This window comes from Stenomitos frigidus ULC18, from assembly GCF_003003795.1.
Taxonomy (GTDB): domain Bacteria; phylum Cyanobacteriota; class Cyanobacteriia; order Leptolyngbyales; family Leptolyngbyaceae; genus Stenomitos; species Stenomitos frigidus_A.
Window position 1 is genome coordinate 1 of the sequence record NZ_PVWK01000154.1, and the last position, 26,953, is coordinate 26,953.

At 51.5% G+C, this 26,953-nt stretch carries 26 protein-coding genes and 2 pseudogenes; 19 read left to right on the top strand and 9 right to left on the bottom strand.

Annotated elements, in window-relative coordinates:
- Positions 1 to 555: 555 nt before the first annotated feature.
- On the bottom strand, positions 556 to 1,008 hold the full coding sequence (locus C7B82_RS28415) for a TM2 domain-containing protein (protein ID WP_106260415.1): 453 nt from the start codon (positions 1,006 to 1,008) through the stop codon (positions 556 to 558).
- Between the two features lie 547 nt (positions 1,009 to 1,555).
- Between C7B82_RS28415 and C7B82_RS28420 the strand changes: the two genes are divergently transcribed.
- Entirely contained in the window at positions 1,556 to 2,452 is an 897-nt protein-coding gene (locus C7B82_RS28420; RefSeq protein ID WP_106260417.1) for a class II fructose-bisphosphate aldolase, read from the top strand.
- A gap of 147 nt (positions 2,453 to 2,599) precedes the next feature.
- Here C7B82_RS28420 and C7B82_RS28425 read toward each other — a convergent pair whose 3' ends face one another.
- The 3 genes from C7B82_RS28425 to C7B82_RS32805 all read right to left on the bottom strand — a co-directional run bounded on the left by C7B82_RS28425 (position 2,600) and on the right by C7B82_RS32805 (position 5,456).
- Positions 2,600 to 4,180 (bottom strand): bifunctional DNA primase/polymerase, encoded by a 1,581-nt coding sequence (locus C7B82_RS28425; protein WP_146141298.1) that lies wholly within the window; start codon positions 4,178 to 4,180, stop codon positions 2,600 to 2,602.
- A gap of 464 nt (positions 4,181 to 4,644) precedes the next feature.
- Positions 4,645 to 5,271 (bottom strand): Uma2 family endonuclease, encoded by a 627-nt coding sequence (locus C7B82_RS28430; protein WP_106260420.1) that lies wholly within the window; start codon positions 5,269 to 5,271, stop codon positions 4,645 to 4,647.
- 11 nt (positions 5,272 to 5,282) lie between these two features.
- The gene (locus C7B82_RS32805; RefSeq protein WP_181357747.1) at positions 5,283 to 5,456 is read right to left on the bottom strand and encodes a hypothetical protein; all 174 of its coding nucleotides are present in this window, start codon (positions 5,454 to 5,456) and stop codon (positions 5,283 to 5,285) included.
- A 168-nt stretch (positions 5,457 to 5,624) separates the two neighbouring features.
- Here C7B82_RS32805 and C7B82_RS28435 point away from each other — a divergent pair, with 168 nt between their 5' ends.
- From C7B82_RS28435 to C7B82_RS31725, 9 genes are all read left to right on the top strand, one after another.
- A complete protein-coding gene (locus C7B82_RS28435; protein WP_106260422.1) occupies positions 5,625 to 5,888 on the top strand; it encodes a hypothetical protein in 264 nt (87 codons plus the stop codon).
- Positions 5,878 to 6,291 carry a hypothetical protein gene (locus C7B82_RS28440; RefSeq protein WP_106260424.1) on the top strand — a complete coding sequence of 138 codons (414 nt, stop codon included), beginning with the start codon at positions 5,878 to 5,880 and terminating at the stop codon, positions 6,289 to 6,291. Before C7B82_RS28435 ends, C7B82_RS28440 begins: the two co-directional genes overlap by 11 nt.
- Before the next feature lie 46 nt (positions 6,292 to 6,337).
- Complete coding sequence (locus tag C7B82_RS28445; RefSeq protein ID WP_106260426.1) at positions 6,338 to 6,895, top strand: SH3 domain-containing protein; 558 nt, start codon at positions 6,338 to 6,340, stop codon at positions 6,893 to 6,895.
- On the top strand, positions 6,882 to 7,250 hold the full coding sequence (locus C7B82_RS28450; protein WP_106260427.1) for a hypothetical protein: 369 nt from the start codon (positions 6,882 to 6,884) through the stop codon (positions 7,248 to 7,250). Before C7B82_RS28445 ends, C7B82_RS28450 begins: the two co-directional genes overlap by 14 nt.
- The gene (locus C7B82_RS28455) at positions 7,250 to 7,903 is read left to right on the top strand and encodes a hypothetical protein (protein ID WP_106260429.1); all 654 of its coding nucleotides are present in this window, start codon (positions 7,250 to 7,252) and stop codon (positions 7,901 to 7,903) included. Before C7B82_RS28450 ends, C7B82_RS28455 begins: the two co-directional genes overlap by 1 nt.
- 8 nt (positions 7,904 to 7,911) lie before the next feature.
- A complete protein-coding gene (locus C7B82_RS28460; RefSeq protein ID WP_106260431.1) occupies positions 7,912 to 8,289 on the top strand; it encodes a hypothetical protein in 378 nt (125 codons plus the stop codon).
- The gene (locus C7B82_RS28465; RefSeq protein WP_106260433.1) at positions 8,286 to 9,821 is read left to right on the top strand and encodes a hypothetical protein; all 1,536 of its coding nucleotides are present in this window, start codon (positions 8,286 to 8,288) and stop codon (positions 9,819 to 9,821) included. Before C7B82_RS28460 ends, C7B82_RS28465 begins: the two co-directional genes overlap by 4 nt.
- Before the next feature lie 31 nt (positions 9,822 to 9,852).
- The gene (locus C7B82_RS28470; protein WP_146141299.1) at positions 9,853 to 10,227 is read left to right on the top strand and encodes a hypothetical protein; all 375 of its coding nucleotides are present in this window, start codon (positions 9,853 to 9,855) and stop codon (positions 10,225 to 10,227) included.
- 208 nt (positions 10,228 to 10,435) lie between these two features.
- Positions 10,436 to 10,738 (top strand): hypothetical protein, encoded by a 303-nt coding sequence (locus C7B82_RS31725; RefSeq protein WP_146141300.1) that lies wholly within the window; start codon positions 10,436 to 10,438, stop codon positions 10,736 to 10,738.
- Positions 10,739 to 10,806: 68 nt separating this feature from the next.
- Here the strand turns inward: C7B82_RS31725 and C7B82_RS28475 are convergent, their stop codons facing one another.
- The 4 genes from C7B82_RS28475 to C7B82_RS28500 all read right to left on the bottom strand — a co-directional run bounded on the left by C7B82_RS28475 (position 10,807) and on the right by C7B82_RS28500 (position 16,381).
- A complete protein-coding gene (locus C7B82_RS28475; protein ID WP_106260436.1) occupies positions 10,807 to 11,043 on the bottom strand; it encodes a hypothetical protein in 237 nt (78 codons plus the stop codon).
- A gap of 468 nt (positions 11,044 to 11,511) precedes the next feature.
- On the bottom strand, positions 11,512 to 13,422 hold the full coding sequence (locus C7B82_RS28485; protein ID WP_146141301.1) for a hypothetical protein: 1,911 nt from the start codon (positions 13,420 to 13,422) through the stop codon (positions 11,512 to 11,514).
- A gap of 1,211 nt (positions 13,423 to 14,633) precedes the next feature.
- The gene (locus tag C7B82_RS28495) at positions 14,634 to 15,473 is read right to left on the bottom strand and encodes a hypothetical protein (protein WP_106260444.1); all 840 of its coding nucleotides are present in this window, start codon (positions 15,471 to 15,473) and stop codon (positions 14,634 to 14,636) included.
- A 581-nt stretch (positions 15,474 to 16,054) separates the two neighbouring features.
- Entirely contained in the window at positions 16,055 to 16,381 is a 327-nt protein-coding gene (locus tag C7B82_RS28500; RefSeq protein ID WP_106260446.1) for a hypothetical protein, read from the bottom strand.
- Positions 16,382 to 17,046: 665 nt separating this feature from the next.
- On the opposite strand from C7B82_RS28500, the gene C7B82_RS28505 reads away from it, so the two are divergent.
- The 9 genes and pseudogenes from C7B82_RS28505 (at position 17,047) to drmC (ending at position 26,511) form a co-directional block, all read left to right on the top strand.
- Positions 17,047 to 19,809 (top strand): PAS domain-containing protein, encoded by a 2,763-nt coding sequence (locus C7B82_RS28505; RefSeq protein WP_106260448.1) that lies wholly within the window; start codon positions 17,047 to 17,049, stop codon positions 19,807 to 19,809.
- The gene (locus C7B82_RS28510; protein WP_245940140.1) at positions 19,806 to 20,459 is read left to right on the top strand and encodes a response regulator; all 654 of its coding nucleotides are present in this window, start codon (positions 19,806 to 19,808) and stop codon (positions 20,457 to 20,459) included. The genes C7B82_RS28505 and C7B82_RS28510 overlap by 4 nt, the downstream gene beginning before the upstream one ends.
- Before the next feature lie 245 nt (positions 20,460 to 20,704).
- On the top strand, positions 20,705 to 21,241 hold the full coding sequence (locus C7B82_RS28515) for a DsbA family protein (protein WP_106260450.1): 537 nt from the start codon (positions 20,705 to 20,707) through the stop codon (positions 21,239 to 21,241).
- A 68-nt stretch (positions 21,242 to 21,309) separates the two neighbouring features.
- A complete protein-coding gene (locus C7B82_RS28520; protein WP_106260452.1) occupies positions 21,310 to 22,005 on the top strand; it encodes an NAD-dependent epimerase/dehydratase family protein in 696 nt (231 codons plus the stop codon).
- A 162-nt stretch (positions 22,006 to 22,167) separates the two neighbouring features.
- Positions 22,168 to 23,712: an IS21 family transposase gene (gene istA / locus C7B82_RS28525; protein ID WP_106260454.1), complete on the top strand. Its 1,545-nt coding sequence runs from the start codon at positions 22,168 to 22,170 to the stop codon at positions 23,710 to 23,712.
- Positions 23,713 to 23,723: 11 nt separating this feature from the next.
- Positions 23,724 to 24,475 (top strand): annotated as a pseudogene (gene istB / locus C7B82_RS28530) (IS21-like element helper ATPase IstB).
- A 149-nt stretch (positions 24,476 to 24,624) separates the two neighbouring features.
- A pseudogene (locus C7B82_RS28535) lies at positions 24,625 to 25,353 on the top strand (transposase); the annotation flags it as partial.
- Positions 25,295 to 25,711 (top strand): hypothetical protein, encoded by a 417-nt coding sequence (locus C7B82_RS28540; RefSeq protein ID WP_219904750.1) that lies wholly within the window; start codon positions 25,295 to 25,297, stop codon positions 25,709 to 25,711. The pseudogene C7B82_RS28535 and the gene C7B82_RS28540, both read left to right, overlap by 59 nt.
- Positions 25,708 to 26,511 carry a DISARM system phospholipase D-like protein DrmC gene (drmC, locus tag C7B82_RS28545; protein WP_106260458.1) on the top strand — a complete coding sequence of 268 codons (804 nt, stop codon included), beginning with the start codon at positions 25,708 to 25,710 and terminating at the stop codon, positions 26,509 to 26,511. The genes C7B82_RS28540 and drmC overlap by 4 nt, the downstream gene beginning before the upstream one ends.
- Positions 26,512 to 26,619: 108 nt before the next feature.
- Here drmC and C7B82_RS33420 read toward each other — a convergent pair whose 3' ends face one another.
- A complete protein-coding gene (locus C7B82_RS33420) occupies positions 26,620 to 26,775 on the bottom strand; it encodes a hypothetical protein (protein ID WP_219904751.1) in 156 nt (51 codons plus the stop codon).
- Positions 26,776 to 26,953: the final 178 nt, after the last annotated feature.

Below are 26,953 nucleotides of genomic sequence, written 5' to 3' on the forward strand. Positions count from 1 at the left end.
ATTCGGGAACTGCGAAAGCGGGACTGAATGTTGGCCTGACGCCATGTCGCTTTACGTACTTTTGCGTAAAAGAACCCAACGTCTCCAGACTGGTTGGGGTAAAGCCTTTCCTATGAGTTGGGTCTGGATTCCTAAACCGGTTAACCGAGAAGAACTCAGCCCGTTCAATATGCCAACGTTGGAGGATAGGGAGTTGAGCCGACATAAGGACAAAAAAGTGCAAGATGAGGCTACAAGTCTTTCTACGTCGGACTTCTGAATAAAGGCTCCAACAGGGAAGGAAGCATCAAAATTTCACGACAGAATCAGGCTTCCAGCCCTCTGCTGCACTAAATTAGCCTTGTGTCGGCTTAACCCCTATGTCGGCTCAACCCCTGAAAGGAACAGAATCCTCATTCTGAATCAGCACTTCTGCGGCCGGGGCAGTTAACCCAGTGGCTGCAGCAAAGGCTCGAGGTAGTGAGGTTTTCACCGCCATCAGCACAAGAACTTGAGGTTTGAGGTGCAGGGACGAGCGCTCACTCCGCTGAGCTTAACGCAGTGCCAACTGGATGCCTAGACATCAAACCGATAGCGCACCGCTCCCGTTTGCGGATCATTCGTGACTTCGGCATACTCCAGTTGCTGCGCCTGTTTGAGCAGTGCTTGGAGTGCCGCCGGTTCTAATTCCGTATGCAGCGCTGCTTGCGCCAGCGATAAAGTGCCACCATTCGCCTTCGCGGCTCTTAAGAGCTTCTGCATCGGCGGCGTGGTTGCGGCCACCGCGCCCACATCTGGCTGAGGGGCGTAACCCAGGTAGCGTCCGCGTAGAGTCTGATTGCGCTCGTTGACCATACCGGGAATCAAAGCCAGGTCGATCAGTTGCCCAAAACCGAACAGACCGAAAGTGAACAGATAGAGCAAGCCGGAGCCAATTTTGCCCGCGTAAAACCGTTGCCCGCCGCAGAAGCCGAACAAACAGATACACCAAAGCAGGTAAGCGACTCCAGTATCGATTTGAGGCGGCATGGTTGTAACCTTGCGAAAGCGGCTTTTACTAAAGACTACCCCTCCGCAAGCCGCTGTTCCGCACTCAAGTACCCGTGCGCCTCAAACTTACTTTGGGGTATGACACCGTTCCTGGCCATGAAGTACCACATCGCCTGAAAGCTTTTTATAGCTTAACTTTCAGACTGTGATCTTGCTGCTTTGGCTCAACGTTGATGCACAGTCGCCGCGACGCAAGCGTTGAGGGGCAAAGCGATTGATCACTCCTGCTCATCTTTTGTTTGGCTGCCAATCACTGCGTGGATGGCAGAAGGGCAGCGGCAGCATGAGGGTTCTAAAGGTTCCTCTCAACGCAGGAATCGACCTTTAAGGCATGTGCCAGTGGGAGCATTGAGTCCAAAAGCGGTCCAAGGGTCAAAAGAAGAGCCAGTAAAAGCTGTACTTGCACCTGTTTGCCCGGATGTCGGCGCAACCCCAAAGATTCCCCCTACGGTGCAGGATAATTGAGGCATTGTGCCCCCAATGAGCTTGCTGCCAAAACGCACAATCTCTTAGCCCTCAAAAGCCTATGCTTGCCTCCACTCAAGAATTGCTAGAAACCGCTCGCCGCAATGCCTACGCGATCGGTGCCTTTAATGTCTACAACCTGGAAGGCGTGAAAGCCGTCATCAATGCCGCGGAAAAGTTGCGCAGCCCTGCGATGCTGCAGATTCATCCCAGTGCGCTGCGGTATGGGCGCTCGATGCTGGTAGCAATGTGTTTAGAAGCGGCTAAGGCCGCAACCGTTTCCGTTTCGGTGCATCTGGATCACAGCACCGATCAACAGGATATTCAGGACGCGTTGCAAGCGGGCGTTCGCTCCATCATGGCGGATGGGTCGCCCTTTGAGTATGGCAAGAATCTTGACTTTACCCGCCAGATGACCCAGCTGGCTCATCAATCTGGGGCGATCGTCGAAGCGGAAATTGGGCGCATTAGTGGCACCGAAGATGGCTTAACGATTGCCGAGAAAGAAGCCAAAATGACTGATCCGCTACAAGCGGTGGCCTTTGTGCGAGCAACCGGTGTCGATGCTTTGGCCGTGACGATCGGCAATGTCCATGGGGAGTACAAGCGTCCGCCCCGCCTGGACTTTGATCGTCTCGCCAAAATTCGCCAATTGCTGGAAATTCCCCTGGTGTTACATGGGGCCTCCGGCTTGCCAGCAGCGATGATCAGCCGCTCGATTCAACTGGGAGTGTGTAAATTCAACGTGAATACGGAAGTGCGTCAAGCCTACTTGCAAGCCCTCAAGGAGGAAGTTTGCGGCAAGAGTCCCAGCGATTTGCTGGAGATTGCTGGAGCGGCGATCACGGCCATGGAGTCCGTGATTACAGAAAAACTGGCACTGTTTGGCTCCGTTGGCAAAGCCCATTTGCACGAAACCTCCTATGCAGCCATGTTGGCCAGTCTGAGTCATGATTAAGTGCGATTGTGCGTTACACAGGCTGCGCCAACGCTCTCATGCCCCCGCCTAGAGAGGCAAAACCGGCAGAGGCTAGCCGCACGAAGCGCAGCGAGAGCGTTGGATCTCGCTGGAGTGACAGCGTTGCAGTCGCCGTGCTAGCAACGCTTACGGCGTTGCCTGGTCAAAGGGGAGTGAGAGTTGGTCTTGTCCCGCTAAGCATTGGCGTTTCCGGGCGGTTTCGACCTGGCGTCTGGCTTTAACCTGGTTCAAGACCTGTTTGATATAGGCAATCCCCTCTTCTTGGGTCATATTCCTGGTCTCTGTCTGACTCAAATCCCCTAAGGGAAGGCTATTACACCCGATCGCCCCTAGCTCTAAACGTTCCAAAGGGTTAGAACTTGCTTCTGGCAGCGTCTTACACCCATTTTCACCCAATAAGTTTGTGTGACTGGTGGAGCCGGATGCCGCCCACGAGCAATCCGGCTCCACAGCACTCTGAAGCGCGCCGCTTGTTGCGTTTTGTAAATACCTTGGGTGCCAGAGATCACGATGCCGATAGAGTGTCGTACCACTCAGACCATAGGTGACAAGGGCATCAAAGCGTTTGGTAATGCCAGTTGGTAGGGCTGCTTGTTCCAAGAGGTTAGCGATCGCTTGTTGAATGCGGTCTCTCGCGGCGGCTTCCTGTTGTTGATTCCAGTTGGGTGCTTGTTCATCAGGCTGATCGGGACTCAACGCCACTGGAGGCTTGTCGGTGCCGTAATGAAAGTAGTGGCTCTGTTCAATGGCGTGCATCCAATCTTGAGCCCGTTTTTCCACCTCTTGCTGATGTTGGCACCAGTCCGCGTAACCAGGTAGCGCCTGGGCGGTGGTTACAATATCGCGGCTTAAGGCGTTACCCTCCAAAGGCTTGTCGCTATACAGGACGTGCCCAAAGATGTAAGAACGCATGGCGATGCGTCCGAGTAACCGATTGGTTTGTCCGGGACCCGTCCAACCCTGCTCAATTTCGGCATTCAGATCATTGAGAAACTTATCGGCTTTGCCGGTGACGCGAAACTGTCGTCGTCGAGCCGCTTTCAGTATGCGGTCCATTGCCTTGGTATCGAGGCTATTGCGCTGTTGGGCGAACTGCCAGTGCTGTACAAAGGTCTCTTGATTCCCCCAGATCATCTGCAAGTCTTGATTCAGGAGATATGACCCCGCTTGCATGGGCAGACGATGCCCGTTGTAGAGACTGTGCTCGCCACTGGTGACATAGGCTTTGCAGTTGGGGAAGACCTCTAGCTGTCCAGGAGCCAGTTTGAAGCCAGCGTTTTCCAACAGGGTAGAAACTGCCAGGGCGATCGCCCATGTTTTCTGTTCGGTGTCAAAGGGAAAGTAAAGATGCAGACCGCCGCTGTAGCTGGAGGTGCAGACGACGGCTTGCACCAGTCCTAAGTCGTCCAGTGCGGCAACGAGTCGTCGCCAAGCGAAGCGATCGCGCGTGGGGTGGTAGGCACTGCCTTTGTCTACATCAAGGACACAGTAGCGCGTGGTGGGACCAAAGCGGACACCGTAGAGCATCGTGCCCTGTTGCAGCAGGCGATCTGAAAGCGGATGACGGCTCTCGGTTTGCCAGTCGGGTCGTTCGTCGGGATGGGGATGCTCGGCCCACAGGTAGTCATAGCGGTGAGGCCAGAGCGCGAGGAAGGGATCATCACCTTCCTGCACGGATGGAAAGGCACGGGAGGGGGCTAGCTGCATGGGTTGCCCTCCCAACATTGATGAAAAATTTGATGCACAAGTTAACTCCCTATGGCTGGAATAACAGCAGATAGGAAGCCATGCAAAAACTAGAGCAATTTGTCAAAAAGGTTGCACCATTTGACAAATTGCCACTAAAATTGGCATAGCAATCTCTGGCGACTTAACTTTTGCTTTCCTACGGCGGTGAGTTAGAGTCTCCAAATCCTATATAAAAGTGAATATTCAAGTCTTTTGCCCCTTCTGTTTCTACCAGTGGGGGTTCTGACTTTTAAAGGGCTTGTTAGGTCATCCAGTTACCTCCTGTATCGTCCAAATGTGGAAACCTGTGAGTTCGTCTGCTGCTTGCACTACTGCCAGTGAAATTTACTGTAGTGAGTAGCTTAAGTGATCTAAGCGCAGATCTCGAAAAATGCCGCAGTTTTTGAGCCTGGATTTTTGTCAGTACAAACATTCAGCGCCTCTTACGTCACGGGTGCAGTTGCGGCCGCCAAAATCTGCTCCAGGCTCAGTTGCAACTCAGGAAAGACCAGCGACTCGATCACCTGCTGTCCCCGGAATTGCTTCACCTGATACTCCCCAGCTGGGTTGAGTTGGTAGACCGAAAACGTGGGCTGTTTGGGAGAGCCAATATACCGCTTACCGCCCAAGCCCAAGTAATCGCAAACCCAGTATTCAGCAATGCCTAACGCCTCATAGTCTTCTAGCTTCATGGCGTAGTCATCACTCCAGTTGGTGCTAACGACTTCCACAACGACCTTGGCCGATTCCCCCCGCGTGATCGTGGATTCCTTTGCCCAGCGGGTATCGGCTGCGATCGTGTTGCTGTCCAGCACAATCAAATCGGGCTCGTAACCCGACTCACTGTATTTAACGATGCACTCCTTGGGAACGAAGTAAGGAAGTCGGAGCCGACGGATTTCAAAATTGACTTCAGCCACCAGAAAACCGGCGACTTGTGAGTGTTTGCCAATGGGTTTCGGCATCTCAATGATTTCCCCATCATGCAACTCGTAGTGGTGTTCTGAGTGCTCTGGATACCAGTCCATGAACTCATCAAATGTGACTTGCTTCGGTATGGCTTGAATCATCGCGATCGCCCTTACTTGGCTTGTTCAACCTCTTTTGCTTCCAGCTTCTCAATCACCAAGGCTCGGATTTTTCCAGCCATTGATAATTCACGCCACGCTGGATCCTCCCGATACAGCTCAATTCTGTCCTTGATGTCGGTTATATCGACCGATATGCGGTCTTTGGCAGCCACAAGTTCATCCATTCACTTCTCCTCAATGTTAGTCCCATCGTTGCTTTTTTCTACTTATGAAGCACTATGAAGCTTTATGCTTCACTTCATGTTAGCATTCCAAGCATGAATTGAATCTCATTGCTGCTTCATTGCCTTGGCATCAGCCTGCAATGAAGCAGCAATACGAATGGCAAACCTATGGCACCGCAAGTCATTCAAGCGAACGGACATACCTTGCAAGAACTGGCTTGGCGACTCTCAACAGTGAGGCGGAAGCGAGTGCCCATTCGCACACTGCGCTGGTGGATCGAACAACTTCACATGGAGCCAAACGAATACGGACTTTATGACGACAGTGATTTAGCCTTGCTCATCAGTCTTGTCTTGTTTCTCAAGCGTTGCCGATCCGTCGCTAAATTCAAAACCCTATTGCTTCAGGAGCTCGAAACCCATGCCCCTTAACACCGATGCCCTTAAACACTCCGTCAACGGGCACAAGCCCAAAGCCAAGCGTCCCAACCCCAACACTGAGCAGCAACAGCAACGACTGTCTGAACTGGATCACCAGAGCGCCCATGCCATTTCGGCACTAGCTCAAACCGGCGTGAACACCATCAACGCTCAGGTGTTTGCCTTCGATGCCAAACTGACCCAGTTTGAGCGCAGCACCGCCAAAGTGATGGCCGAGCGTCTGCGGCAATCTCAACTCCGCATTCAGCAATATCTGGTGGCTGAACTGAGCGAACACCCCCACCAGTGCGCTGATTTTGCGGTACTGCTAGACGACGCGCTTGAGGTGCCTGACCTGACCAGCAACTTTCTGGCGATCGCCCCCTACACAGCAGCCGGTGCGTTGCCGCTGTAAGCTCTTTTGCCCCGTCAGTCTAGACCCCCTTCACGGTGCTAAAGCCATGCCCCAGATCCCCAACCCAACCGAAGGACAATTTTTCACGCTGCAACCAGTGCCACCACCCGAGCCCAAAGCCACGACTCATTGGGGCTTACCGATCGCTCTGGGCTTGCTGGCGATTCCGCTGCTCATGTTTGGCTTCGGTTTCTCGCAACAGCAGACACCAGTCACAACCGCCGCCAGTCCAACCGCTACACCTTCTGTCTCGCCGCTGCCGACCCCGTCACTAGCATCGCAAGATGCTACCACACAACAGCCAGAAACGTCTGCAGCGCTGCCCACAGCGGCTGTAACCAATGCCCCGCCAGCAACCCCGCATGACCTCGCCACCTTCCCAATCGCCCAGATCCAGAGCCCTGGCATGGCCGCCAATTTCCGCGCCGCGCCCAGTTTACAGAGTCCAGTTTTAGGCGTACTAATGCACGGTGACCTGGTGGAATTGTCCCCGGAGCGCCGCGTCCAGCAGGACGGCGTGGTGTGGGTGCCTGTGCGGTGGCGGGGGCAGACTGGCTGGCTGGCCAGCAACTTTCTTGGAGGTTCCAACCATGCTCGCCCCTAAAGCCTTACCCCCAGCCGCAGCCGCCAAACTGGCTATCTGGTCAGACCAGACCGGCACGCCCTATCTGGTGCAACAGCAGCCGGACGGCCGCATCACCTTTACCCCACTCGAAACGGCACTGGCGCAAGCGTCACCACCCAACCCTCCTGAGCGCGTGACTACGTACCGTGAACCGCTTAATACGGTGCTGCTCGGTATCGCTGTCGTGCTGGGGTTTGTCTTGAGTGGTTATTTGCTCGGCTTTCTCGCCGGTGCTGCCGGTCAGCGCGTCGTCCTCGTCCCCCGTGCGCCCCTCTGCGACACCCATCGCAGCAGTTTTCTGTTCTGGTCTTCTGAAACCAAGGAGTGCAACTAATGTCAGCGCCCAAAGCCAAAGGCTACAGCAGCAGTCCCAAAGGCATCCAGTCCCATCTCCTGCCGCATGCCGGTGCCCTGACCGAACGCGCCACTCGCTACTTCGGCATCGACCTGGCGCGACTGCCGCAGATGAGCGACAACGAACTCGCCTTGTTTGCCGATCGCGCCACTGCCATGACCCGTCTCAAGGAGATTCTGCCGATCCTGGAGAAGCATTTCACCACGCTGATTGAAGGGCAAGTCGAGTACGAGCAGTTTGTGCAACGCGTCTTAAAGCAAGTCGAGAAAGGCTCCAAGCAAATCGATAAAAGCCTGCTCGATGCGTGGCTGCTCTCGAAGGGTTACGACAAGCATCTGCAACTGCTGAACCAGAAAGCGGGGCACGGCATCCAGAAGCTCGAAGCCGAATACCGCTCGGAGTATGACCTGAACCGTCTGGATTTCCAGAGCGCCATTAAACTGATTCACCTGCGGCATCAGAATCGTGCCAAAGCGATCGGCGAGAAAGTCCCCCAAGCACAGCGGCAGCTGCAAGTGCAGGAGGCATTGAGACGACAAGCCGAAACCCGTAAAGAGCTACTAACCTACGGCACCGCTGGCAAGCCTGGCAAAGGCTTCTGGCACGGTGTCAAAGACTTCTTTCGGGTGTGAGGTAAGCCATGTTTGACCCCTACGACTCCCCCCTCATGCTGCCACCGTCCGACGGCTACTACGAGCCAGAGGCAGCACCGGAACCGGATCGCGTCGATTATGTCCTGGAAGGCGTCAGCCGCTTCATGGGGCTGTTTGCGCTGGGTATTACCGTTACCTTGATTGCCCGATGGCTGACGGCGCTCCTGCCGTTCTACTGGATTGGCGCGATCGCCTGCATCCTCTCCCTGGCTTTGCCTGCCTATCTGTCTCGCAGTGCCCGGTTGCTCGCCATCGCGATCGCTCTCGCCGTCGCCCTCTTCACGGGCTGGTTTGACCAGCTTGCCCACACTAGTCAACAGGTGCAACAGCAAGTCCAGCAACAGGTGCAGGAGGTTTGGCAGTGAAAGATCCCTATCTGCCTCAGATTCTGGGGCTACTGGCGGCTGGGATGACCAGTACGGCACTAGCCGTCAGCGGCTACCTGCACCAACCGGAGGCGTTTCGTTTTCTGGGTACACAGCTCACCTATCAAGCAGCCTATCGCAAAATTCCGCTGTCTTTGGTAGGCACTGGGCTGTGCGTGTCTGCCTGGCTGCTCACCCAAACACGACGCGATTACCGTCGCCAGTACCAGGAGTGGGAGCGCCAAACGCGGGTGCAACAAGGGCAACTGCAGGCGATCGCCCATCAGGCCGAACTGGAAGGCTATCAACAGGTGGCTCAATTACAGGCTGCCGAACGACTCTACCCCCAGATGGCACCTTATCTGGAAGCTGTCCAAGATGCTGACTATCAGGACGTAGCAGCGCCGCCACAGCCCCAGGCTACCGCCCAGCCGGAGACAGTAACCGCTGCACCTGGGCAACCAGCCATGCCTGTCACGCCCACGTCTAATCCAGCGGCTGACCCGACGGCTTATCTACAAAACTTCCTGGAATATCCAGGGCTACTGTTTGGTGGCATGGGAGCCGGGAAAAGTTGGACGGCACGTTATCTGGTCATGCAAAAAGTCCGCGCGGGGCACCAGGTCGTGGTGCTCGACCCTCATGCTGCCAACCACGAGTGGAAGGGCATTCGCCATATCGGTGCCGGGATGGATTACCAGGCGATCGCTACCTTTCTGCAGTGGTACCTGGACGAAATCGAGCGCCGCTACCAGGAGTTCAACCGCTCGGGGTTAACTGAGGAAGACTGGCAACAGTCGTTACGGCAGCAGCAGCGCATTACCAGCGTGGTGTCAGAAGAAATGACAAACTGGGCGGACCGCCTGCCGGGTGACATCGGCAGTAAGTTCTTCAAGTCCGCGATGAGTGATAGTCGCAAAGTGCTGATGCCACCTTTGTTTGTCGCGCATGATCGGACGCTCTCAGCATTAGGGGATGCGAAAGGCATCGCCCGCCTACGGGATGCGGCTCTGCTGGAATTGGAATTGATGCCGACCATTCACCCCATAACTCGCAAACCTGTCTCCAGCGGCAAAGGCAAGTTGAAACTGCCTGGACACTCAGAATGGCTTGCTGTCGAACTGCCTCAGATTGAGCGCAAAATCACTGACTTTACCCTCTGGTCATCATCGCCAAGTCAAACCCATCAGCCATCTATGCCCCAACAACAAGCGCCACCGTTTGCTTTTCGCGCTCAGGTGAACAGCTGGTTACAGGACTGCTGGCAGGCAGACGCACCCGAGCCGGAACCAACGGAGAAGCCCAGTCAAGTGGAGGCGATGCCCACTGGTCAGCTTAAAAGCCTCGCGCTGTATCTCCGCAAGAAAGGGTCGATCGCGGTGCGGGACGTGCGGCAAAATTGGGGCCGCAATCAAGGCTTAAACGGGGAGCAGGTGCAGGCGTTGCTGCTGGAGCTCATGGCGTTGCACCTGATCGAAACCTTCTCACCCCTCAACTCTAAGGCGGAATGGGTGCGCTGGTCTGAAACCTAGACGCAGCAGGACCTACATCCAATGATGTGTGATGTCACAGCAAGCACACATCACCCCAGACAGCAGTACTCACATCGCTGACACATCACCGCTTCGCGTCGCTACACATCACTGTTTAAGGAAGTCTATGTTCGCCCACACCAACCCTGCTATCGTCCAGATTCGCCGCGATTTAAGAGGTCAATTACCCGATGAGTGGCTTGAGGATGTCATCTCAATTTTGGAGTATCAATTGACGTATCAAACGCTAGACGAGCTTGCCACCAATGACCTCCTGAAGCTCAAAATGGGCGCAAGCTTGAGTCCAGCGCTGCAGCAGTTGCTGTCGCTGGCGATCGCGCCTGACATTCAGTCAGTGGATGCATCGATCGCACCGCCTCAAACTTTTCGGCTACCCTGGCAATGAGCCTTGAGTGGTGGACTCATTAGACTTGCTTGCTGCTACACAAAAAGAGGCAAAACGAATGACGATAAACTTATGCCTGTAATTGGGATTGTCCCGCTTCCTAAACCAGTTCAATTGGTGGCATTGAGGGAGGTCTCTTTGGCACTTCACTCCCTTTAGGGTGTGTAAGCCCAAACCCCAGAAAATTCCGTCAACTCGCACGGCGACCGTGAACTTTCCGGTTTTCGATGGTTGGCGGGTTGCCATCCTGTGGTGTGGGACCCGCATGGTGACTCATGACTCAATTTCAACTTTCCGGTTTACAAGCCTTCTATGGAAAGTTTTGGAGTTAATGATGCGCCGTGACGATGGCGGCGAAAAACAGGCTACTCAACATCTACAGCGCTTGGCAGGTCATCAACGGGATGCGATCGTAGAGGGATGGAGTTGGGCTGACGGAATTTTCTGGGGTTTGGGCTTACACACCCTATATGCATCGTCGGCAGAAAAGCCAAGTAACAGCCACTGGTAACGATCGCACAGGAGACCGCGCACCAAAGTTGGGTGATCCGCTAGCGCAAAGTCGCCACATAGCAGCTGTCAGCAGGCTTGCGGGTTGATTTCAAAGAGGCATGAGATCGCCGCTTCTGCTTCTGCTTCTGCTTCTGCTTCGTTGATCGCAAGGCCATAAAGTGCCGCAGTCTGCATGGCTTGTTGTAAATAGTCTGACCAAGGCTCAAACTGTTCATCGGGTTTGAGTCTGCCAGCGCGATACAAGGTTTGTTGTGTGGTTGACTGGCAGTCAGTAGCCTCCAGTCGGTGTTTGGGTATGAACATAGGCGAAAGAAAGGTAGGGGGGGATTAGCGATGTGTGATCAGGGAAGTCTAGTACTGACACGTTGTAAGAAAGGGTGTGTCGGCGATCGCGCTCCAGAAACCAGGAGGCACCGGCTAGTTGGCTTCTTGCAGGCTGCTACTGGCTGCAAGCTTCGGCTGGGCAGCACCATCCTTGCTCGATACGCTTAAGTGGAAATCCCTAAACACATTCACACTAAAGGACGAATGTATTGAGATCGATGTCATGTGTCTCCAATTCTATGGCGTAGATGGTAATCAAATCATGAAGAGTCAGCTCATCCAGAGCAGCATGGATATCCTTCAAAGAATGGGATGTACCAGTGTGCTGTTCAGCCCAAGCCTGGAATTCTCTCAACTTTAAAGTAGACTTTCTACCACCTTGATAAAGGCAGAGCCAATTGTGGATCAGATAAGCTCGTTTGCTTAGATGGATCTGCTTTTTGGCGCTCATTCCCACCAATCATCTACAATCTCTTCAATTAAATCATAATCTTTAGTGATTTGAGCAGCATATTCATCGTCAATTTCAACACTGTGTCCTTGTAAGGAGCTAAAAGCTTCCTTACAATTTGCCTTTCCAATTAGTCGTAAATGCTTCGATCCAATATGTCTAAATCCATGGGGATTAAGGAACTTTGGGCATCCAAATAAGGCATTTGTAGCTCCGCCCACGTTCCATGAAACCAGTTCACATAGTAGAGAAAATCGATCGTCTGTGTACGGTTCACAGAAGGAAGTCTGGCTATTACCTGTGCCGATGATAAAAAAGACAGAATTACATTTTTCAGCATTAGCTTTTGCTACTTCCCAAGACTCGATACGCCCATGAATAGCCTTTATTCTTTTCTTCAGAGATGAAATGTAATCTTCAAGATTTTTAACCTTCCTAAGTGTTTTTCCTTTCTTCGCTTCTTCTAACCTTTGAGAGAGTTGTTTCTCCAGTTCTAAACTGTAACCAAAAAATTTAAGATAATCATCTAAATTCTTCGCCGCCTCAATCGCTGTTGGGCGTATTAGTTGAAGCCAGATATCTAAATCTTGAGTAAGAACTGTTGGCAAAGGGTAATAACGTGATTTTCCTGTTTTATTAAGGTTTTTATGGTTTCTAATACGTACTGCATAACGCTCTGCCCCATTCTTATCCTTCACTCTAATTAAAGTATCTCCCTCCCTAAGATTTCGTATTTCTTGTTGTCGAATAGGAGCGTAAACTAGAATTTTAACTATTAAATAAACTCGCCAAGCTTTGAGGATAGCACTAGCAGAGCGTTTCTCTCCTCTAGCATTCAGTTTTGCACAGTGCTGATACAAATACCAGACAACCTTACGAGCTTCTTCATGAGCTAGCTCTTTTTCTTCCCACTTCTCCTCATCTGACTGGGGTTTTTGTTTATTATATTCTCCCTTGTACTGATTACAAAGATTTCTTAATTCTTCAACTAATGGTATATCTGACCAGTCACGTCTACGAGAGTCTTTGTATGTCAAGTATTTTGCAACTGAGAGAGCTGCAAGCGCTATAGATACTCCACTATGCGAGCTACGACCACGATCCTGAATGAGGTGTGTAGCATAATCTTCTAAAAGAATTTTATCAGTAATCCAATTAATGGTAATCTCATCAACAGAATAGCATTCAACATTAATACACCATCCCCAAAAGCGTAAAACTGATTTACTATAGTTTTTAAAAGTCTTATCACTGTACTTAATTAGAACAGGTCTATCAAAAGTTCCCCTACCCTGCTCTTCTACCCGCCTTTTTTCTCTTTTATTTCGTCTCTCTACGCTTGTTTTGACTAATGTCTCTCTTCTAGGAAGATTCTCACATTTCTGACTGTTTTCCTCTTCTATAGAGTTATGTGGCATCCAAAATGTTTGCCATTCCCTTAAAAAAACAGACAAATGCTCAGGAAGTTCCTCAACTTTTAAGCCGTACTCATAATCTTGGACTCTTGGTTTCCATTTGCGACTAATGGGTATTGTGCAAGGAGCTCGATCAGGAAGATTGTGGAGAAAAATTTCTTGATACCATGTTTCTTTTTGTAACCACTTTAAGAATCGACCCAGTGCCGAACTGTAATTTCCTTGCGTACTTTGCTTTGTTTTGCCCAGACTGACAGCGGTCTTGAAGTTTTCTCTAAATATTTTCAACCACATTTCAGGTGCTACTTCCTGAATAGATGCTTTGTGGCAATAAGCCTCAAAATCTGCATGAGAGTTAAAGCTAGAAACAAAATTGCATAAAATATACAACTTTAGAGCAGTTTTTAGAAATTTAAGAAGAACTGGATTAGAGGATACTTCTTTTGTTTGGCTCCAAAGGTAGATGATTCTATGTAGTGAGTATTTACTCATTTTCCTAGCGACCTAGAAGGTACGAAAATAACTCATTAGCTGAGAGCCACCCAAAGTATGAGTATGAATTCTCTAAAAATGAGAAACTCCAGGAGCGTTGCTAGTCAGTGCTTTTGATGATTGAGGTTGAAATGGCTTCGTACTATAAGGTGTATGAATTCGTACTGAAGCCTGAAACCTTCCTGGGCAAGGCTTTTCAGCAATATTAGAAAATTGTGACTGGTGGAAGGTTCTAGGTTTCCTGCTCTGAGGCAGATTTGAGAATTTTTGAGCGTGCAGAATCTCTTAGGCGACTGCAACTGCACCAGTTTATCGATAGTCATTGAGTTGGAGAGTATTGGCTTCAAAGATGTAATCTGCCCTGCTAAAGTTGATTTAGAAACCCAATTTCTTGTTGAGGTATGCAAACGGAATGATGCTTCTCTGTAGCAGGATTCACTGGTTTCTGCGTCATGGATATGCCACATACAAGTCTCCTAGAAAGACTGCTTTACTAGAAGCAGACAGTTGCCAAGGTCCGTCGGCTCTAGTAGAAGAACAGCGACGAGGCAAGGGAACTAGCCCTGACGAAGACACCTGATGGTGCAGTAATCTAGTAAAGTTTCTAGAGCCGCTTTCAGGCAGAAAACTCAGCCTAAAAAGTCCGAAACTATTGCTAGTTCAGAGGTGTTAGAGGCATAGTGGAAAACTTCTACGATTCAGTGCAGCGTTCTGGACTCAAGCTGAGCGACGACCCACTGCTCAAATCTGCTCCTGGTTAAGCGTGATGCCTTGCTATCTTGTCCTAGAGGTACTTGGCAGTGATCCAGTGGGGTTTGTCGTGCACAAACTTGCGAAGGGGGCTGCTCTCCTCTCGTCTTGTTTGGCAAAAAAATGAAACGGCCAAAATTACGTTGAAAGGCTTTTTAAGCGATAGCATCAAAAACGGCTGAACTGCCTTTCTTGTCATCGCACCTGTTGCAGAGCTTTCTAGCGACGCTTGATTTTGGAGTGTTTGCTTTTTCTCGCCAGTAAAACAAATCGGGCTCATGTTGCATAGGGTACTTACCTTCTAGTTACTTCCTTGCGGGCATAAGACAACCTTAGAGCAAATAAATTGGCCAAGGGTTTTAGTACCGTGTGACCAGAGAATTTTACATAACTTAACCAAGCTCTTGCTTTTGCTAGCTGCCTTCCACGCATGGCATGAGAAAACAGGCATAGTCGGTCATCTACATACGAAGCATTTGATACCTTTTATTTTTCCTCACCGTACAGTGGTACCGGCTTCTTGCTTTTGTAAAAGGACGCCAATAGTGAAAGTCAAAGTCGAGGCTCAATCGCGCCGTTTCGGTGCACGCTTTTGGCATTGTTAGTATGAGTGCTGCTAGCTCATCTAAACTTTGGAATTCAGCAAAGATAGTCACAGGATCACTCTTTAGAAAGGATTCTAGGTGACTGTAGTCTGTTGCTTCCTGCTTGTTTCCTAGATCTTCCTCCTCCTTGGCAGCTTTGCGCAAACCCTCGAACAACTTTGCTTTTCCCATAGAACGTGGTTTTCCCAAAAAGGAAGCGATGCGATCGGAGAAGTGTTCTTCAAAACTGGCAAGGAGGTCTAAATATTCCCAGATTAGCCACACAATCCTGGGCTCTCTAAAGTTGGTACTGAACCATTCCACGTGCTTACAAAGCCCTTCACACATGACAAACGTTGCCCTTACGTAGAGGGCTTCAGCCTCCATTACGTATTCAAGCGTCTCCTCATGAGGGCGGTACTCAACAAGGTTGTATTGGTAATATCTCAACCATTGTGCAATTGCCCGAGTGATGAAACTACGGTTCTGGCAGATGGTCCGAATTTCAGTCCTGCGCTCTAAATTTATTGTGTACAAAGGAGTTTGATTGCCGCCGATCAGGGGGTCGCTAGATGGCTCCATCATCGAAGTTCTACTCATCAAATCTGCTTCTACAAGGGTCGGTAGAGCTTCAAACAGTTTGAAGTAGGGTTCCCAGTCTTGATCAACTGGCGCAGCCGCATTGGTGAGGCCTTGAATTTTCAATAGCGTGTTCACTGCCTTACTCCTCCTTCTATGGGGTTAAACTAAGCCACCCCGTCACCCAGGCGGCTTGTCTTCAGAACCGCGCTTGAGATGTTAACCGCACACAGCGCCTCAGCCCTTTGGGCTAGCAGGCGCATCCATGCATCAAGTAACGGTTTCGATGTGTCAGGAAACTTAGAGCTGACGGCGTAGAACTTAAGGTGGAATGGAAGCGCCTCCCCGATCGGTTGAAGCCTTCATGGGCTGGAACTCATTACCCGTAAGCTTTCCCACCTTAAAATATACACCGAGCTGACCAGGTAACCTGATTTTGCTTGCTTGATGCGTTTGCTTGTGCTGATCAAGACCTCATTGCGTGAAAAGCTCGGCACCAAGAAAATGGTCGTTTGGCTAGCTGTTGCCTTCACGGGCAATGAAAGCCTTGGGGGCTAAAGATTCCAGCCAAAACCGTCACTTTCGGTTCAACTGCGCCCGCTGGTCCTCTTTGAGCGGTCCAGGCAAGATCCAAAGCGACCGAACCCCCCTGTTGTCAAGCAGGTGGAAGCTTCGCTCTACCCAGCTTCGGGATCAATTTGCAGCTACGACCATCGTTACTAGGTCTGCTGCGTCGCTTGGCAGCGAACCGGCTGTCGTGCTTCAAGCGACAGGGTCCAGTTGTTTGAGCTGTAGTAACTCGCACGGCGTCCACCCCGACCCTGCTCAGCGGCTGCCCCATCTAGCGTCATGCCTTCAGGAGCGCCTGCAGAAACGCCAGTAGCTTGACCCGCTCCACACCACTCTTCGTCACCGTGACCTAACCGCAGGCTTTGGCTTTCTGCGTTTTGCTCAGGGTCGTTAATGTCTTTACCTGCTCCGATAACGCGTTCCCGGTCAGGGGTTCGCTCGTCTTCTGTTGCGCCATGCCGCTGCTTTGCTGCCAAAAACTTGCACTCTCATCATGCTGGATCAGCGGTCACCCTGATCGCCCGGAAACTGACGGCGATCGCCGAGTCAACGCCGTGCCGTGAAGGGTCGCACAGAACCCGGTTTTGGGGGGTGTACTAGTGGCTCTGGACTAACTTTGGGCTTTTTGGACTCAGAAAGGGGTAGTACAGAGTGCCTTTTGCCTCTTTTCAACGGCTGCAAGCCCCATGCGCTCGTGGGTCCGTTGCGCCGTCTGCAGGTGACCAAGGCTTAAAGCGGAAGAGCGTTGAGTTTCTGAAGCTCAAACCAGATGGAATGAGTACTCTATCTCACACCTTTGCTCCTTGCCTTGGCTCAACCCCGATTTGAGCTCCTCATCGACAAGATGCAGCAGCTTTTCTATCCACTAGGGCATCAGTTGACTTTGAACTTATTTTTTCATCTATTGAGAGCGGGGCAAGAGGGCTATGACGCTTGCAGCGTTTAAGTTGAAGCTGTACTTGAGAATGCCTATGATAAACTGCCGAAAGGTCAGGTAGTTAGGCTATTCAAGTGAGAGAACCTTGAAGCTTTGGCTGCTGTACAGATCTTTGACGAGAAGAGACCCTTTCTGGCTCATTAAGGAATTAGGGCAGACATAGTGAAAGTGCAATGAGAAACGCTTCACCATACTTAAGTGCCGATGTCACTCAAACTGCTGAACCAGATCGTAAACGCAGCTTCTAGAAGAGTTTCTTTACGAACGGCTCTGATTGCTCCCTTCGTCTTGCAGATCTTTGCTGTAGCAGGCTTGTTAGGCTATCTCTCGTTTAAAAATGGGCAAAGAGCCGTTAATGATGTGGCAACACAGCTCCGGAGTGAGCTGACCGATCGCATTAAGCAGAATCTTGATACCTATCTCGATACGCCGCAACGCCTGAATCAAAGCAATGCTAATGCCATTCGGTTGGGTGAATTAGATGTCCGAAATTTTGCGGCGCTAGAGGCACACTTCTGGCATCAACTGGCGCTCTTTGATCGGGTGACTGTCATTGGGTATGCCAATCAAGATCGAGAGTTAATCGCTGCGGAGAGACAGAGCAATCAGGCGCTCACGATGAGGGTGTCTGGAAAAGCGACTGGTTATGACTTGCGAACCTACACGACGAATCAGCAGGGTCAGCGTCTCGCCATCATTAATGTGGGCAAACATTACAATCCCCACAAGCGTTCCTGGTATAAAACGCCATTGCAAACAGGCAAACAAAGTTGGAGTGAAATCTACCCTCACGTCACTGGGGAAACGCTCTATCTCGGTGCGAGTCAGCCTGTCTACAACCCAGATGGGAGTGTCGAAGGAGTCTTGCTGTCCAATCTCAATCTCTTGCAGCTTGGTGCTTTCTTACGCAGCTTAAAGATTGGCAAGCATGGGCAGGGTTTTATTATCGAGCGATCGGGTTTATTTGTTGCCACATCCACGGCAGAAGCCCCGTTTCAGATCACGACCAAACCTGTGGCTTTGCCAGAAGAGAAAGTCATTCGGCTCAAAGTCACTGCTAGCCGCGATCCCCTGACGCAAGCGACCGCCAACTATTTAACCGCAACCTTTGGCGATTTTCACGCCATCAAAACACCACAGCAACTTGATTTTACAATCAAGCAGCAGCGGCAATTTCTTCAGGTGGTGCCATTTAAAGATGATCGCGGGATTGACTGGCTGATTGTCGTCGTCATTCCAGAAGCAGACTTCATGGAGCAGATTGATCTGAATACCCGCACAACTGTCCTACTATGCTTTGCCGCTCTGGCTGTGAGCGTGATCATGGGTATTCTAACAGCGAGATGGATCACGCAGCCGATCGTCAGCGTGAGTCAGTCGGCAAAAGCACTCGCAGATGGTGAATGGGAACAGACGGTAGACATTGAGCGCTCTGGTGTTTTGGGTGAGATGGCACGATCATTCAACCAAATGGCGCAGCAGATCCGAACCTCCTTTACGGCGATGCAGTCCTTAAATAAAGCCTTGTCAGACAATGAAAGCAAGCTGAAGCAATTTTTGGAAGCGGTGCCTGTGGGTATTGCTATTTTGGATGCCAGCGGCAGACCCTATTACACCAACGAAAGAGCGACTCAACTTTTGGGGCAAGGGGCGATCGCCTCTGTGTCAGCCGAGCAAATTCCAGCGTTTTATGAAATTTATGTTGCTGGCACCCAGCAGATTTACCCTGCTGAAGCACTCGCTGTGGTGAGAGCGTTAAAAGGTGAGCGCACAACGGCTGATAACCTTGAAGTTCATCGCGGTGACAAGATTATCCCGATCGAGACGTGGGGCACACCTGTATTTGATCAAGATGGAAATATCGTGTATGCGATCGTTGCCTTTCAAGATATTACCGATCGCAAACAGGCAGAGAAACTTTTAGCCGACTACAACGAGATCTTGGCACAGCAAGTGGCTGAACGCACGCTGGAGTTGGAGCGGGAACAACTGGCTTTGCAACAGAGCGAAACGACAAATCGCGCCATGATTAGCGCCATTCCCGATCTGTTGATTCAAATGAGTCAGGATGGCACTTATCTGAAAGTAGTGAGAAGCGGTAATTTTCCACTGTTTAATCCTCATCAACTGAAAGTTGGCATGAATATTCATGACGTTTTGCCGCCCAGTGTGGCGCAACAGCGAATGGAATATGCACAACAAGCCATCGAAACAGGCGAGCTACAGGTTTATGAACAGCAAATTGTGAGTGACAATCAGGTTTACGATCAGGAGGTGCGGATTGCTGCCAGCGGGGAAGGTGAGGTGCTGGTGATGGTGCGCGATATTAGCGACCGCAGACAAGCAGAAGAAGCTTCGATTCTAGAAGAGCGGAACCGTATGGCACGCGAGATCCACGATACGCTTGCTCAAGCGTTTACCAGCATCATTGTTCACTTAGATGCTGCTACCCAGCGCCTCACGCTCGATCCAGAGGCTGCCCAGTCCCACCTGAAAACAGGACGCATTTTGGCACGTTCTGGTCTCTCCGATGCCCGCCGATCGGTCGAAGCGCTCCGTCCACAGCTTTTAGAAGAAGGGGATTTGCAGAGTGCCCTCGATCGATACGCGACTCAGATGTTTTCCCATACGTCAGTACAGGTAAGCTGCGAAGCGATCGGTGAACCCTACACGTTGCCAAGCGAGATCGAAACCAATCTACTTCGCATTGGGCAAGAGGCGTTAACCAATGCCTTTAAGTATGCCAATGCAAGTGAAATTTGCGTTGAGCTACGGTATGAGCGATCGCACTGTCTTTTGCAGATCAAAGACAATGGGCGGGGGTTTGAAAGCAGCCTCCTCTCCATCGGTCAAGGCTTCGGGTTACTCGGCATGACCGAGCGTGCGGAACGGATTGGGGCAGAACTAACTATTCAGAGTCACCCTGGACAGGGAACAGAAATCATCGTCAGGGTACAAACATCGTGACGCACCCACACACTCTCCCTCCCTCTGGCTCCTCTCCCATTCGTGTCTTAATTAGTGATGATCATCCCTTTATGCGAGAAGGTCTAGCCGCCGTCATTGACTATAAAGCAGATATGACGGTGGTTGGACAAGCCTGTAACGGGCATGAAGCTATAGACTTATTTCACCAGCATCAGCCCGATGTGACGTTGATGGATTTGCGGATGCCTGAACTGAGCGGTGTTGAAGCGATCGCGGCGATCTGTGCTGCGTTCGCCAACGCTCGGATCATTGTTCTCACGACGTATGACGGTGACGAAGATATTTATCGAGGGCTGCGAGCGGGCGCAAAGGGCTATGTCTTAAAGGATGCAGAACCAGACGACCTGTTGAGTGCGATTCGGACAGTGCACAGCGGTCAACAGTATATCCCTCCTGCCGTCGGTGCAAAATTGGCAGAGCGGATGGGTAGTCCAGAGTTGAGCGAGCGTGAACTAGAAGTGCTGCGCCTGATGGCAACGGGCAAGAGTAACTTAGAGATTAGCAGTGCCTTGTCGATCGCGGAGGGCACGGTCAAATTTCATGCCAAAAATATTCTGAGCAAATTGGCAGTCAGCGATCGCACCCAAGCCATGATTGTGGCGTTGAAGCGCGGCATTATCACGCTTTAAGGCTTTAGCTGGCACTCAAATCAACCGCTTTGAGCTGTTACCTGCTCTTAGGGATAGGTCGTTCTTAGTCCTGGGAGTCAGGCGATCGCTGATCTTATGGTTAGTGCAAAGACTTCTCGCAGGGGATGCGACAACGTGGAAGCAATGCCCGTATTGTGAGTATCAAGAAACAACATTCACTTTCTTGCTGTTCTTTCAAACGTTTTCATCGCAACGATGCCAGCTACAGACTGCATGAACACACCATGAGTCAGACAGACGATGGTAACAGGCTGTTCATACCCATTGCGGAACACGATCGCATTCAAGGAGCAATAAATGCACCCATTATTTTAGTTCTCTACGGTGATTATCAATGTCTTTCTTGTGGTGAGGTACATCGAATGATTCAAACCATTCAACAACAGCTCCCAGTGTGCTTTGTCTTTCGTCATTTTCCGCGCACACACCTTCATCCCCAAGCACAAAAGGCAGCAGAAGCGGCAGAAGCCGCCGCCGCACAACATCAGTTTTGGCAGATGCACAATGTTTTATTTGAGCATCAAGATACCCTGAACGATGGTCATCTCCTAGAGTATGCCAATGATATCCAACTTGACATTGATCGCTTTCTACGAGACATGACAGACCATGTTCATGCTGAACGAGTGGCTAAAGATCTTCAAGGCGGCATCCAAAGCGGCGTTAACAGTGCGCCAGCTTTATTCATCAACGGTACTCGCTATCGGGATGCCTGGGATAAAGAGAGACTACTGAACGCGATCGCACTTCAAAACACTTAGTTGAATCGATTTAATCAAGCTGAAGCAGCGATTCACCACAGCACCAGAGAGGATTCAAGGAATCAACCATGAAGATTTTTGTTGCAGGTGCAACGGGAGCGATCGGTCAGCCGCTGATCGCGCAACTGTTGTCCAAAGATCACAATGTCGTAGCACTAACCCGCTCTCTCGAAAAAGCGCAAACGTTAGCGGCGGGCGTAGAACCTGTAATCGCAGATATATTCGATGCCGATGCAATCAAAGCGGCTGTCATTCAGGCTCAACCAGACGTGGTGATCGAACAGCTCACTGCCCTGCCCAAAACTTACACCCGCGAGTCCATGAGTGCGGCAGCAGCCTTGAATACTCGGATTCGGGTAGAAGGCGGTGCCAATGTGCTGGCAGCAGCGCAGGCAGCGGGTGTGCGTCGTTATTTGAGGCAGTCGATCGCCTTCTGGGGCATTCCCGGTACAGGCTTGGCAGACGAGGAAACACCAATCGCGTTTGATGCGTCGCCTGCGGTGGCGGCGGATGCACACATCGTGACTGACATTGAACGCCACTTACTCGAAACACCCAGCATCGAAGGAATTGCCCTGCGCTATGGCTTCCTCTATGGACCCGGCACCTGGTTTGCGACCGATGGAGACGTTGCAGCACAGGTAAGACAGCAACAGTTTCCGATCGTCGGCAAGGGTGACGGCGTGTGGTCGTGGTTACACATTGAGGATGCCGCAGCAGCAACCGTTGCTGCAGTGCAAAATTGCACATGCTTCGGCACCTAATTCTCCGGAGACTTCGGCACCGAAGTGACAACTGCTTCGGCACTCGATTCTCCGGATGCTTCGGCACTTAATTCTCCGGAAACCTCGGCAGGTCATTTTCATCCAACTTCGGCACCTGCGCCTACACTGCACACACTTTAGTGAGCAAGAGCAGGAGTGCCAATGAAACGACAGCAAGGAGGATTACTGCCGATGGCCAAATTTCGAGAAATGGTGCGCTTGCACGAGCTAGGACATAATCAGAGCGCCATTGCGCAAAGTTGTGGTGTCGCGCGGTCAACGGTGCAGGATTACCTTCGTCGAGCGACGGCAAAGGGCTTAAGCTCTGCGCAATTAAGCCAGATGAGCGACAGCCAAGCGTTAGAACGATTGGGCAAAGGCAACCGACAGGTGCCCATCCAAACCGAGACCATTGACTTTGCCCAAGTTGCGGTCGAGTTGCAACGCAAGGGTGTCACCCTGGCACTGCTGTGGCAGGAAGGCTTGGACAAGGGAGCGTGGCAACTCAGTTACGGTGGCTTCTGCCGACGCTACAATCGCTGGCGAGCCAAGCAGAAGCTATCGATGCGCCAAGTCCATAAGGGGGGCGAAAAGCTGTTTGTCGATTACTGCGGTTTGACGGTGCCCGTGACGCCTCCTGACACAGGCGAAGTCGTCCAGGCGCAAATCTTCGTGGCGTGCTTGGGTGCGAGTAACTACACCTATGCCGAAGCTACCCCCACGCAGGAACTGCCCCATTGGCTGGGGTCGCATGGACGAGCGTTTGCGTTCTTGGGCGGAGTACCGCGCGCTGTCGTGCCCGACAACCTCAAGTCGGGGGTCACAGATCCGTGTCGCTATGAACCTGGCCTGAACCGCGCCTATCAAGAACTCGCTCAACACTATGAAGTGGCCGTGATTCCAGCACGACCGAAAAAGCCGAAGGATAAAGCGAAGGTGGAAAAAGCGGTGCAAGAAGTCGAACGACAAATCCTGGCACCCTTGCGTCATGAACACTTTACGAGCTTTGCCGAGTTGAACGGGGCAATTGCAGTCCGTCTGAGTGTCCTTAACCAGCGGGTGATGTCTAGCTATGGGTTGTCGCGACAGGCCTTGTTCGAGCAGGTGGATCAACCGGCCTTGCGTCCGCTCCCCGTGCAGGCGTTTGTTCTGGGGCAATGGAAGCGTGCCAAGGTGAACCTGGATTATCACATCGAAGTCGAAGGGCATTACTACTCGGTGCCTTACCACTTGGTGCACTGCCCGGTCGAGGTCAAAGTGAGCGAGACACTGGTAGAGGTTTTTCATGAACATCAACGCATGGCTTGCCACCAACGCTCACGAGTGCGCTATCGGCACACGACGCTACCCGCTCACATGCCACCCGAACATTGGGCGTACAAATCACAGTCGAAGGATGGCTTTCTAAGTTGGGCGGAGCGCATCGGGACTCAAACCAAAGCGCAGGTGCAAGCCATCTTTGAGAGCAAAGCGCATGAAGAGCAAGCCTTTCGCAGCCTCAAAGGCTTGCAAAGGTTAGCCGGGCAATATGGCAAAGACCGCCTGGAAGCGGCTTGTCATACGGCCAATGTCTTGGGCATGGTCGGACTGAAACGACTGCGCTCGTTGCTAGAGCACCGCTTAGAGCAAGCGCCTGTCTGTGCTCAACCGCCATCAACGGCCCCGCTTGAACATGCCAACTTGCGGGGTGCCCAGTACTATCACTAAAGCGATTGCATATGAATCCATCAACGGTTGAACAACTCAAAGCGCTACGTTTAAGTGGGATGCTCGAAGCCTGGAGTGAGCAACACACTCACTCGACCTATCACGATCTGGGCTTTGATGAACGCTTCTCTTTGTTAGTGGAGCGCGAACATCACCGCCGTGCCCAACAGCGACTGCAGCGCCGTCTCAAGCAAGCCCAACTCTCGACGACCGCTTCGGTGCCTGATATTGATTTTTTAGTACCCCGTGGTCTAGTCAAAGCCAAGTTTCTCGAACTTGCCGGTGGCCAATGGGTGCACGAGCATCTCAACTTAATGCTTGTGGGACCGACCGGCGTGGGCAAAACCTTTCTCTCCTCGGTGCTGGCTAATAGTTGTTGCACCCTCGGACAGACAGTGCGCTACATCCGCAGTGCCGATTTGATCATGGAACTCAAATTGGCTCGAGCCGATGGCTCCCTGCCCAAGTTGCAACGTCAATTAGCGACTGTCATCTGCTCGTGCTCGATGACTGGCTGCGCGATCCACTGCCACTGCAAGAGGCGCGCGACTTGTTGGACTTGCTTGATTTACGCTACCGCAAAGCCTCCTGCTTATTTGCCACGCAACTCCCGGTGGAAGACTGGCATGGCCAAATTGCTGACCCAACCTTGGCCGATGCCATCCTCGACCGCATTGTGCATGACTCGTTGCGACTGGTGCTTAAAGGGGAGTCGATGCGCAAGCTCACGAGCAAATTGCATTCCCATCCCCAGTCAGCTTAATTCAGTCAATTCTTTTATTTCATTTTGTGTTTTTAGACGCACTGCTGATGCGATCTCATTGCCGATCTGAATTAATAGGTTTAGACCTGCCGAAGTTGACGGTGAATCCGGTGCCGAACTCGTGAAAATACAGCAATGACAACCAGGTTCATCTCATCACGCATGTCATCACGACGCCTGCCCATCAGGCTGATGTGGCGCAAACAGAGCCTATTCATGCGGCCTTGCAAGCCAAAGCACGGTTACCCGAACAACACATTGTCGATGCTGGTTTTGTCGATGCTGACCTACTTGTGACCAGCCAACAGCACTACGGGATTGCGCTCATTGGACCAGTCCGTCCCAATGTGAGTTGGCAGGCTAAGACACCCGGTGGCTATGACATCAGCCAATTCCAAGTGGACTGGCAAACGCAACGGGTGACTTGTCCGCAAGGCAAGCAGAGTCAGCAGTGGAAGCCTACAGTCGATGCTTGGGGAAATCCCATCCTGCCTGTGCAGTTTCCGCGAGCACAGTGCCGCCAGTGTCCCAGCCGTCACTTATGTACTCGCTCGAAAACGGCACCACGAGAACTCACTTTGCGTCCTCAAGCTGAGTATCAGGCCTTGCAAGCGGTCCGGCAGCAACAAGAAACTGAGGCATGGAAACAAACCTATAATCGACGGGCTGGCATTGAAGGCACCCTGTCTCAAGGCGTGAATGCTTTTGGACTACGGCGGTCACGCTATCGCGGTTTGGCAAAAACGCGCTTGCAGCATCTGCTGACTAGTACGGCGATGAACATTGTGCGAATGGTCGCTTGGTTGCAAGGTGTCCCTCATGCCAAAACACGGGTTTCTCGCTTCGCCGCACTTGCACCTGAGCCAGATTACGTGTAGCACATTCGCCAACAGCATCCGTTACTACTCAAACCCCGGTTACGGTATTTTGCTGCACACTGGCACCTCGGGTTCCGAAGGCACCCTGGGTGGACTGGTCGAGGTTGGCAGACACATCGAGTATCATCTGAGCAAAGCCCTGGAGTATGGTCAGTTATGCTCCAACGATCCGGTTTGCGCTCAACATCGACCGGATGATCAGCAGGAAGATCGTTTCTTACATGGTGCAGCCTGTCATGGGTGTTTACTGATTGCCGAAACATCTTGTGAACGCCGTAATGAAATGTTGGATCGGGCGTTAGTAGTCAACACAGTTGCAGGACTGGGGGCTGCCTTCTTCCCAGAGGCATTGCTATGATGTCTCCTTTTCTCAGTTTGAGCCGTCCGGCTCTGAGTGATCTGGCTGACGCTTTAGCGCTAGAGCGGCTTAGTTTTCCGGTTTATCCGTTTACCTTGGCTAGCTATGTTTCCGAAGACCTGGGACCTGTGTTAGCTGTAGAGTTGAACAAGCTACGGCAGCAAGGCATGAGTTCAGCCCATATCGCCTACATGCTAAAGCTGCTGGCACAGGAACGAACCATCGCGCAGCAAAAACAAGAGCAGACCGCTTTGGTTTGGACCGGACCGGAAGTAGTGGGCGCTGAAAGTAGAGATACGGCTGTTGTGGTTCGAGAGTTGTTTAGTAGTGCTCGCCACAGTGTGCTGCTTTCTAGTTTTGCGATCGATCAAGGTGCCAAAGGGCATGCACTCTTTCGCCCGCTGGTAGACCAGATGGCAGCCAACCCCAAACTGAGTGTACGGATGTTTCTTAACGTCAAACGTCATTACAACGATGCGACTCCAGCCTCTACTTTATTGCGACAATTTGCCGAAACTTTCCGCAACCACGTTTGGGCGGGACAGCAGTTGCCAGAGGTGTTTCATGATCCAAGAGCACTCGAACTGTCTACCCATAGCAATGCCTGCTTGCATGCCAAATGTGTCGTCGTAGACGAGGAGCGAGTCTTCATCACCTCAGCCAATTTCACGGAGGCAGCTCATCAACGCAACATTGAGGCGGGTGTTCTCCTTTCTAATCGAGTGACGGCAAGAGCCATTCGTTCTCAGTTTGAGATGCTAGTCACGCAAAAGATTCTTCAAAGAGTACCAGGGCTTTAACCTTTAGCACTGGTTGCAACCTGACCGGCTATTGACATTTGATCGATAGAGAAGACTGGTAATGCCAGCCGCGCTTTAATTGTAGTGATGACATGGTGAGGCATCCCCTCATTCATTCGGTACATTCCGATCGAACTCCTCAACCACAGCCGCCACAGCCTCAATCTCATGTTGTAGGTCTTCAATTGAAGGCAGCTTCGCCTTGAACTCTTCAGGTAGCGCAGCCGTAGTGCGATAAGTCGAGACACTGATCGGTTGGCGCATATCCCGAAGCGCATACTCAACGACTGCCTTTTTCTCCCTCTCTTGACAAGCAACAGGTGCAGCCTCTTTGCAATTAATCCTGCTTTGAGCGGGTGATTGCAGGTTCGTGGCACCTTAATCTCGATTCAGTTGCAACGAATGCTGGTTTGAGCGTTTTGATCATTGCAGTTAATCCTGG